Annotated in this window: 7 protein-coding genes; 5 read left to right on the top strand and 2 right to left on the bottom strand. The window is 69.4% G+C overall.

Going from position 1 to position 7824, the window contains the following annotated elements; all coding sequences use genetic code 11:
- The 4 genes from LDL49_RS55975 to LDL49_RS55960 all read left to right on the top strand — a co-directional run.
- The coding region (locus tag LDL49_RS55975) for a CBS domain-containing protein (protein WP_225303111.1) at window positions 1-236 on the top strand (236 nt) is incomplete at its 5' end.
- 18 nt (window positions 237-254) lie between these two features.
- Entirely contained in the window at window positions 255-767 is a 513-nt protein-coding gene (locus LDL49_RS55970; RefSeq protein WP_225303110.1) for a flavodoxin family protein, read from the top strand.
- A gap of 98 nt (window positions 768-865) precedes the next feature.
- The gene (locus tag LDL49_RS55965; protein WP_225303109.1) at window positions 866-1732 is read left to right on the top strand and encodes a universal stress protein; all 867 of its coding nucleotides are present in this window, start codon (window positions 866-868) and stop codon (window positions 1730-1732) included.
- Complete coding sequence (locus tag LDL49_RS55960; RefSeq protein WP_225303108.1) at window positions 1729-2502, top strand: DUF6544 family protein; 774 nt, start codon at window positions 1729-1731, stop codon at window positions 2500-2502. The genes LDL49_RS55965 and LDL49_RS55960 overlap by 4 nt, the downstream gene beginning before the upstream one ends.
- Window positions 2503-2912: 410 nt before the next feature.
- Here the strand turns inward: LDL49_RS55960 and LDL49_RS55950 are convergent, their stop codons facing one another.
- A complete protein-coding gene (locus tag LDL49_RS55950; protein WP_308016324.1) occupies window positions 2913-5822 on the bottom strand; it encodes a pyridoxamine 5'-phosphate oxidase family protein in 2910 nt (969 codons plus the stop codon).
- Window positions 5823-6120: 298 nt separating this feature from the next.
- On the opposite strand from LDL49_RS55950, the gene LDL49_RS55945 reads away from it, so the two are divergent.
- A complete protein-coding gene (locus tag LDL49_RS55945; RefSeq protein WP_225303107.1) occupies window positions 6121-6777 on the top strand; it encodes a CBS domain-containing protein in 657 nt (218 codons plus the stop codon).
- 79 nt (window positions 6778-6856) lie between these two features.
- Here LDL49_RS55945 and LDL49_RS55940 read toward each other — a convergent pair.
- The coding region (locus LDL49_RS55940) for a phosphoketolase family protein (protein ID WP_504854029.1) at window positions 6857-7824 on the bottom strand (968 nt) is incomplete at its 5' end.

Genomic DNA, 7824 nt, shown 5'->3' with positions numbered 1-7824 from the left:
CCGGTGAGCGCAGGCCGCGGGTGCGGCCGGACGACCCGCTGACCCGGGTCGCGGCCGTGATGACCGACGCCGGCTGTGACGCCGTACCCGTGGTGTCCGGCAGGGGACTGGTCGGGATGATCACCGCTCGCGATGTGGTGTCGGCGGTGGCGGGCCGTACCCCGCACTTTAAGAAGGGCGGCGACGTGGTGACCGGCATGTTCCATCTCGAGCCCGTGATACCGGCGCGGAGCTGAGTCCGAAGGAGGCAGGAGATGTACGCGCTGATCGTTTACGAGTCCATGTTCGGCAACACCAAGCAAATCGCCGAGGCGGTGGCGGAGGGGTTGGCCACCGTGATGAGGACAGAGGTCCTGGAGGTCGGCTCCGCGCCCGCCTCGGTCGGGGAGGACCTCGGCCTGCTCGTCGTCGGCGGCCCCACGCACGCCTTCGGGATGAGCAGGGCCTCGACCCGGCAATCGGCCGCCCAGCAGGGCCGGGTGCTCTCCCAAGGGCAGGGGGTGCGGGAGTGGCTGGCCACTGTTCGGTCGCCGTCGGCCAGACTCGCCTCGGCCGCCTTCGACACGCGGATCGCCAAGCCGCGCATGCCCGGCTCGGCCGCGCGCGGTGTCGCCAAGCGACTGCGTCGGCTCGGCCTGGCCTTGGCCTCGCCCGCCGAGAGCTTCTACGTCACCGGAACTCAGGGGCCGCTGGTGGTCGGCGAGGTGGAGCGGGCCAGGCAATGGGGCAGGCACCTCGCCTCGTCCTTCCCGGTCCCGGCGTCCTGAGACCGTCATGGAGCCGGGGGCCGATAGGTGTGTGCTGGAGGTAAGGAAACCGGGGGCGTGTGCCACATCCGGGCGGAGAAACCCGAAGGAGGATGACGATGAGCAGAGCGATCGTGGTCGGCGTGGACGGATCGCCATCGGCCGGATCGGCGCTCGGCTGGGCCGCCGATGATGCCTCCCGCAGGGGGCTTTCGCTGCGGATCGTGCTCGTGCGAGAGCCATGGGCGGCGGAGCATCCGTCCACCAGGGCCAGTGACCGGCAGACTCTGACCGAGCGGTGCACGTACCTGCTCGACCAGGCCGCGGAGCAGGTACGGAGGCTCACTCCCGAACTGGAGGTCTCGACGGCTGTGGTCACGGGCGCGGTGATCGAGCGGCTGAGGGGCGAGTCGGAGACGGCCGACAGCGTGGTCGTGGGCAGCAGAGGGCTCGGCGGGTTCGCCGGGCTGGTGCTGGGCTCGGTGGGTCTCGGCCTGGCCGGGCACGCGCACAGCCCGGTGGTCGTCGTCCGGATGCCCGCCCCCGGCAGCCATCGGGAGATCGTGGTCGGCTTCGACGGCTCCCTGTTCGCGGAGTCGGCGCTGGAATACGCCCTGGAACAGGCTGGGGCGCGGCGCGCGCCGGTTCGTGTCGTGTACGGCCAGAGGACACCGAGGCTCGCCCCACATCCCGCGGGGTACGGCCCGTTCCTGACCGGTGCGCCGGGCGAGGAGGTGGCGGAGATCCGGCTGCGCCTGGCGCCGTGGCATGAGAAGTACCCGGACGTCGAGGTGATCGAGTCGATCGTCCCGGGGCACCCGGTCCCGGTCCTGGCCAGGGCGTCCGAGAAGGCGGCGCTCGTGGTGGTCGGATCACGCGGACTGGGCGGCTTCGCCTCGGCGGCACTCGGGTCGGTCAGCCACGGTGTCCTGCACCGGGCCTGCTGCCCGGTGGCCGTGGTACAGACTCCTTGGCGGCGATCATGAGTGTCATCGTCGCTCCGCCGTACATGACCGAGACCGCCTGCCACGACTGGGACCTCCTGCAGGCGCAGACCAAGGACGCCCAGGAGTTCGACCCCGCACAGGCCGGCCACCTGCCGGAACCGGCGCGCCGCTGGGTGCTGCACGCCATCGCTCCGGGGACACCCCTGCTGCGTGCGGTGGTGCTGGACACGCACGGCTCCATCCGGCTCAGCACCTGGCGCGACTTCCGCGCCCAGCAGGTACTCCTGCCGATGGAGGGCTTCGTGTGGTCGGCAACTGCGTACCTGGGATTGCTACCCGTGCACGGGTTCGACCGGTATCGCGCCGGTGAAGGGGAGATGCGCTGGCGGTTGCTGGACCTCATCCCCGTGATGTCGGGTGCCGGCCCGGACATCACCAGAAGCGCCGCCGGGCGGCTGGCATGTGAGTTCGTCATGGCGCCCGCCGCCGCACTCGACCCGAGGATACGGTGGAAGCCGATCGACGACCGCCATGCCATCGCCAGCCTTCCCGTGGGAACCGAGGATCACGACGTGACCCTGACCATCGCGCCCAGCGGCGCGCTGGAGCGCGTCACGATGTCCCGCTGGGGTGATCCCGGCGAGGGCCGATACCGCGACCACGTGTTCGGGGTGGAATGCGGACGCGAGATCGAATTCGACGGTTTCACCATTCCGGCCTACCTGGCGGGCGGCTGGTGGCCCGGCACCGATCGGTGGGCCGAGGGCGAGTTCATCCGCTTCACCGTCGACGACGCCCTGTTCCGATAGCGCTGAAAGTCCCGCTGCCGACTGTCTTGTTCGGGGTGGTTTGATCAAGGAGCGGTTGTCGGTCGGCTAGGACCCAGCGGGCGCCTTCCCCTGCTCGCGGGCGGTGTCTTCGTACAGCCTGTCGAGGACGTCTGACTCGGGCTCGCGGCGTCTGGAACGGGAGGGGTCGCCCGGACGGAGTAAGGCGGTCGATCTCGGGTCGAGGTCGTGCCGGCTTCGGGCGCATGGTGATCTGGGTGGTCCGCATCTCCGTCAGCTCCTCTGGCATGTCGTTGGCGTGCTGCCAACTCTGCCGCGCCGCCCGGCGCCCGAGCAGATGCGCCAGTCCTCTCCGGGGGGACCGGAGGACCCGTGAAGACGGGTTGTTCTACGCCTCCGGGAAGAGGACGTTCGCCCCTAGAGCATGACTGTCAGAGGTTGTGGATGCGGCGGCCCGTGATCTGGTGCGGGACGATGCGGACGTACAGGTGGCGCTCGCCGCCCGCCCACGGCGTGACGTCGGCGGTCTCCGGCAGTTCGTCGGGGGATATGTGATGGGCGGGGCCCTGGATGAGGACGCTCCACCCCTCGCGCTGGGCCTCGTCGATCCGGTCCACCTCGAAGCCGACCTTGATCTCCACGCCTTCAAGGCCGGTGCGCAGGTCCTGGTCCATGGGGCCGCCGGATGCGGTGCGGAAGACGATGGAGCCGTGGTGCAGCTTGTAGTTGACGGGCAGCACGGTCGGGCCGTGGGAGCCGTTGAAGGCCACCCGGCCGATGCCGCCGGGCTCGATCAGCTTGAGGCATTCGTCGCGGTCCAGGCTCTCCAGCGTGGGAGCCGCCTTGGCGCGGCCGCGGCCGGGCGGCCGATCGACGCCGCCGCCGAGGAGGTCTTCGGTGGTGGTCTCCAAGGCTCCGGCCAGGCGGTATATGGCTTCGGCGGTGGGCGTGCCGGGCTGCTCTTCCAGGTATTGCAGGTAGCCGGGTGAAATGTCCGCGCGTTCGGCGACCTGTTCGACGGTCAGACCGAGTCGTTCGCGGTGATGGGCGATGCGACGTCCGAGGTCGCCGGTGACTGCCATGATCGTGTCTCCTTGTTCGCTGGTGAAGGTCGGTCCTGCCACGCCGTTGATGCGTGCCTGCCGGTGGTCGGCGTCGATGAAGAGCTCGGAGCCGCGGAAGCGGATCGGCATGGACAGCACACCGAGCCGGTCGGGAAGCAGTGGGTTGAGGTGCAGGCCGTCGCGGTGGATCTCCAGGCCCAGGTAGCAGCGCTCCAGGAGGTCGAGCGTGCCGGCCATGGCGCCGAGGTGGATGCCCTCGGCCGTGGTGCCGTGCTGGACGTCCTTGATGTCGCTGAACAGCGCCTCGGCGAAGTACTGCCAGGAGCGGGCTCGATCGGAGCGGGAGAGTACCCAGGCGTGTACGACGGCGCTCAGCGTGGAGCCGTGGCTGGTGCGGTCGAGGTAGTAGCCGACCATGCGGGGGATCAGGCCAGGTTCCACCGGATAGCCCAGCCGATTCAGAATCCCGACCAACTCGTCGGAGGTGAGCAGGTAGCACAGCATGAGCGTGTCGGCCTGCTTGGCGGCCTTGTAGCGGTTGACGTCGTCGCCGTCGGCCTCCAGGGCCCGGTCGAGGCGGCGCACACCGCGGTAACGTACCCAGTCCAGCTCCAGCAGGTCGGCGTAACCGGTGAACTGGCTGATCACGCCGTCGTGGAAGTCGACCCGCATGCGCCGGGTGATGTCGTCCCAGCGGGCCCGTTCCCGCGCGGAGGCCGCGAGTTCGGGCAGCAGGTCCAGGGTGTCCCGGGCGCGCAGCAGCAGCCACACGGTCATGACGTTGGTGTAGGCATTGTTGGCCAGGCCGGGTGAGGAAGCACCCGGGTAGCGCTCGTGATACTCGTCGGGTCCCATGACGCCGCGGATCTCGTACCGTCCCGATGCGGGGTCGAGTACGGCCAGCGAGGCGAAGAACCTGGCGATCTCAATGAGCAGCTCCGCACACCAGAGTGGCATCGAGCCGGTCGCCAGGTAGTACTGCCACACGTTGTAGGCGATGGCCAGCCCCACGTGCCGCTGCAAGTGAGAGCCATCGGGCAGCCAGCGTCCCGAGGCGGGGTTGAGGTGCGACATCGGGGTCTCTTCGCGTCCGTCGCTGCCGCTCTGCCAGGGGAACATCGCCCCGTCATATCCGGCGTCCCGGGCCGCAGCGTGAGCCTCGGGCAGCCGCCGGTACCGGTAGCGGAGCAGGGCGAGCGAGGTCTCGGGGAAACGCAGGTTCAGCCAGGGCAGGACGAACAGTTCGTCCCAGAACACGTGTCCCCGGTAGGCCTCGCCGTGCAGCCCGCGGGCGGGCACGCCCACGTCCAGGTCCGCGGTGTGCGGGGAGAGAGTCTGCAGCAGGTGGAAGACATGCAGGTGAACGATCTGCGCCAGATCCGGGGCGTCCACCTCGACCCGGGCGCGTTGCCACAGCCGCTCCCAGGCCGCCGCGTGTGGCGCCGCCAGCGCGTCGAATGGCCGAGCCATCCGTACGGCTCGGATCGCCGTGGAGCGGGCATCGCGGATGGCGGAGTCGCGCGAGGTCACCAGGGCCACGGTCTTGGTCAGTGTGGCGGGTTCGCCCTGCGCGAGGTCGAGCACATGGTCCGTGCCGATCCGGCCCCCTTCGCGGATCATCTCGCGGGCGGGGAAGGCGGCGTCGGTACGGGAGGCGAGCGCCACGGTGATCTGGGAGGAGCGGGTGACGGCGGTCAGCCAGGTGAGGCCGTTCTGGTCGCCGGTGTCATGACCGGTGAGGTGGTCGCCGCGCAGCTCGCGGTAGCGGGCCACGCCGCTGTTGGTGACCCTGCCGTCCAGGGTGGCGCGGACGCGGAGCGGGCCCGACCAGTTCTCGGCCGTGAAGGTGGTTTCCAGGGCGGCCAGGCGCGGGTCGGCCATGGACACCAGGCGGCGTTGCCGTATCGCGGTGATGCGGCCTGAGCCGTCGCGCCAGCGCAGCGCCCGGTAAAGGATCCCGTGCCGCATGTCCAGTTTCTGGCGGTAGTCCAGCAGGTCGGCCCGCTCTGGGCGGAACCAGTCCGACCCCTGGGTGGCGAAGGTGAGTGGCAGCCAGTCGGGGAGGTTGACCAGGTCCTCGTTGGTCACCCTCTGCCCTGCGACGGTGGAGTCCAGGCGGTCGTAGCAACCCGCGACGTAGGTGCCCGGTGTGCGCAGCTCGCCGTCAGGGGTCGCGCCGCGCGTGGCGAAACGGCCGTTGCCCAGCGTGCACAGCGCCTCGCGCAGCCTCTCGGAGGCGGGGTCGAAGCCCTCGTAGGACAGGACCCATGGGTTCATGACCGGCTCGCGGACAGACCGGGCACGCCGCCGACCGGATCCTCACCCCCGGGAGGGCGGAGCACGCCCAACTGGAGCCCGAGCCGACTGGAACCCCCCGCCCTTGGCCGCGAGGAGCGCTTCGAACAACCCATGTCAGGACGCTACCCGTGGCGAGGTCGGACGGAACACGACCGCCAGCCCGCTGTCGAGGTGATGCCGCAGGTCAGGACCTAGGCCCTCGGCGATGTGGGACGTTCGCCGCTACCGACCTTCGCCGCTGGAGCGGACCCTGGGAGGTGAAGGAGAGGTGAGAACGATGACAATCGAGGTCAAGGACGTCATGGGACGCGTGGCCATCGCCGTCCTCGAAGACGCGCCGTTCGCCGAGATCGTGGGGGCGATGAAGCGGTATGCCGTCGGCGCGGTCACCGTGATCGACGCCGACCGGCGGCCTGTGGGCGTGGTCTCCGAAGAAGATCTGCTGCTGAAGGAGACCGACACCGTACGGCACAGCGTCTCCATCTTCGAGTCGCGCCATCAGCGCCAGGAACACCACAAGGCCGCGGGCACCAAAGCGGAAGAGCTCATGACCACTCCGGCGATCACCGTCACGCCCGGCGCGTCCGTCCGCGACGCGGCGCGGCTCATGCACGACAAGCGCGTCAAGCAACTGCCCGTGATCGACCCGGTCACCGGGCGCATCATCGGCACGCTGCATCAGCGTGACGTACTGCGGGTCTTCACCCGTCCGGCCGTCGACCTGATGGCGGACATCACCGCGCTGCTGCCTGACCGCGAGGCGTTCTCGATCGAGCTCGACAAGGGCGTCGTGACGCTCGGTGGCAGGGTCGAGTGGAACTCCCAGGCCACTGCCCTCGTGGAGTCGATCCGCGGTGTGGAGGGCGTCGTAGACGTCGTCAGCGAACTGACCTTCGACAAGGAAGACCTCATCGTCGTGCCGTCCCTGCTCTGAGACCTCTCATGAAGCTGGATTCGACCACGGAGGTGCCCGCCACCAGCTGGAACGGTGGCGGGCATTGGGCGGCTGGGTATCAGGCCGGCCACGTCCACTCGCTGATTTCGGGCGCGTCCTCGCCGTGTTCACGGGTGTGGGCGCGGGCGCGCAGGCGGGCGTCGGTCATCCGCTGGCGGAGGTGGGCCTGGGCGGAGCCGAGTCCCGGTGTGCGGTCGATGACGTCGGTGACCAGATGGTAGCGGTCGATGTCGTTGAGCATGGCCATGTCGAAGGGTGTGGTGGTGGTGCCCTCCTCCTTGTAGCCGCGGACGTGCAGGTTGGCGTGGCCGTGGCGGCGGTAGGTGAGGCGGTGGATGAGCGCGGGATAGCCGTGGAAGTTGAAGATGACGGGCTTGTCGGTGGTGAACAGGGTGTCGTATTCGTTGTCGGGGAGGCCGTGCGGGTGCTCCGACGGCGGTTGCAGGCGCATCAGGTCGACCACGTTGATGACGCGGACGCGTAGTTCGGGCAGGTGCTCGCGGAGCAGGGCGGTGGCGGCCAGGGTTTCCAGGGTGGGGATGTCACCGGCGCAGGCCAGCACGACGTCGGGGTCGGTGCCCTCGTCGGTGGAGGCCCAGGGCAGGATGCCCAGGCCGCGGGTGCAGTGGGCGATGGCCTGGTCCATGGTGAACAGGTCCAGGATCGGCTGCTTGCCGGCCACGATGACGTTGACGTAGTCGCGTGAGCGCAGGCAGTGGTCGCCGACCGACAGCAGGGTGTTGGCGTCGGGCGGCAGGTAGACGCGCACCACGGACGCCTTCTTGTTGACCACGACGTCCAGGAAGCCGGGGTCCTGGTGGGAGAAGCCGTTGTGGTCCTGGCGCCAGACGTGTGAGGACAGCAGGTAGGTGAGCGAGGCGACGGGCCGCCGCCAGGGGATCTTCTGGGAGGACTCCAACCATTTGGCGTGCTGGTTGAACATGGCGTCGATGATGTGGATGAACGCCTCGTAGCAGTTGAACAGGCCGTGCCGCCCGGTCAGCAGGTAGCCCTCCAGCCAGCCCT

The sequence above is a fragment of the Nonomuraea aurantiaca genome (genome assembly GCF_020215705.1).
Lineage (GTDB): Bacteria > Actinomycetota > Actinomycetes > Streptosporangiales > Streptosporangiaceae > Nonomuraea > Nonomuraea aurantiaca.
Note: the sequence above shows the minus strand (reverse complement) of the source record. Positions and strands in the feature narration are given on the sequence as shown.

Bases quoted from the DNA above. Each gene is read 5' to 3' on its own strand.
- LDL49_RS55945 (WP_225303107.1), top strand. From the start codon at position 6,121: ATGACAATCGAGGTCAAGGACGTCATGGGACGCGTGGCCATCGCCGTC.
- LDL49_RS55970 (WP_225303110.1), top strand. From the start codon at position 255: ATGTACGCGCTGATCGTTTACGAGTCCATGTTCGGCAACACCAAGCAA.
- LDL49_RS55960 (WP_225303108.1), top strand. From the start codon at position 1,729: ATGAGTGTCATCGTCGCTCCGCCGTACATGACCGAGACCGCCTGCCAC.
- LDL49_RS55965 (WP_225303109.1), top strand. From the start codon at position 866: ATGAGCAGAGCGATCGTGGTCGGCGTGGACGGATCGCCATCGGCCGGA.
- LDL49_RS55950 (WP_308016324.1), bottom strand. From the start codon at position 5,822: ATGAACCCATGGGTCCTGTCCTACGAGGGCTTCGACCCCGCCTCCGAG.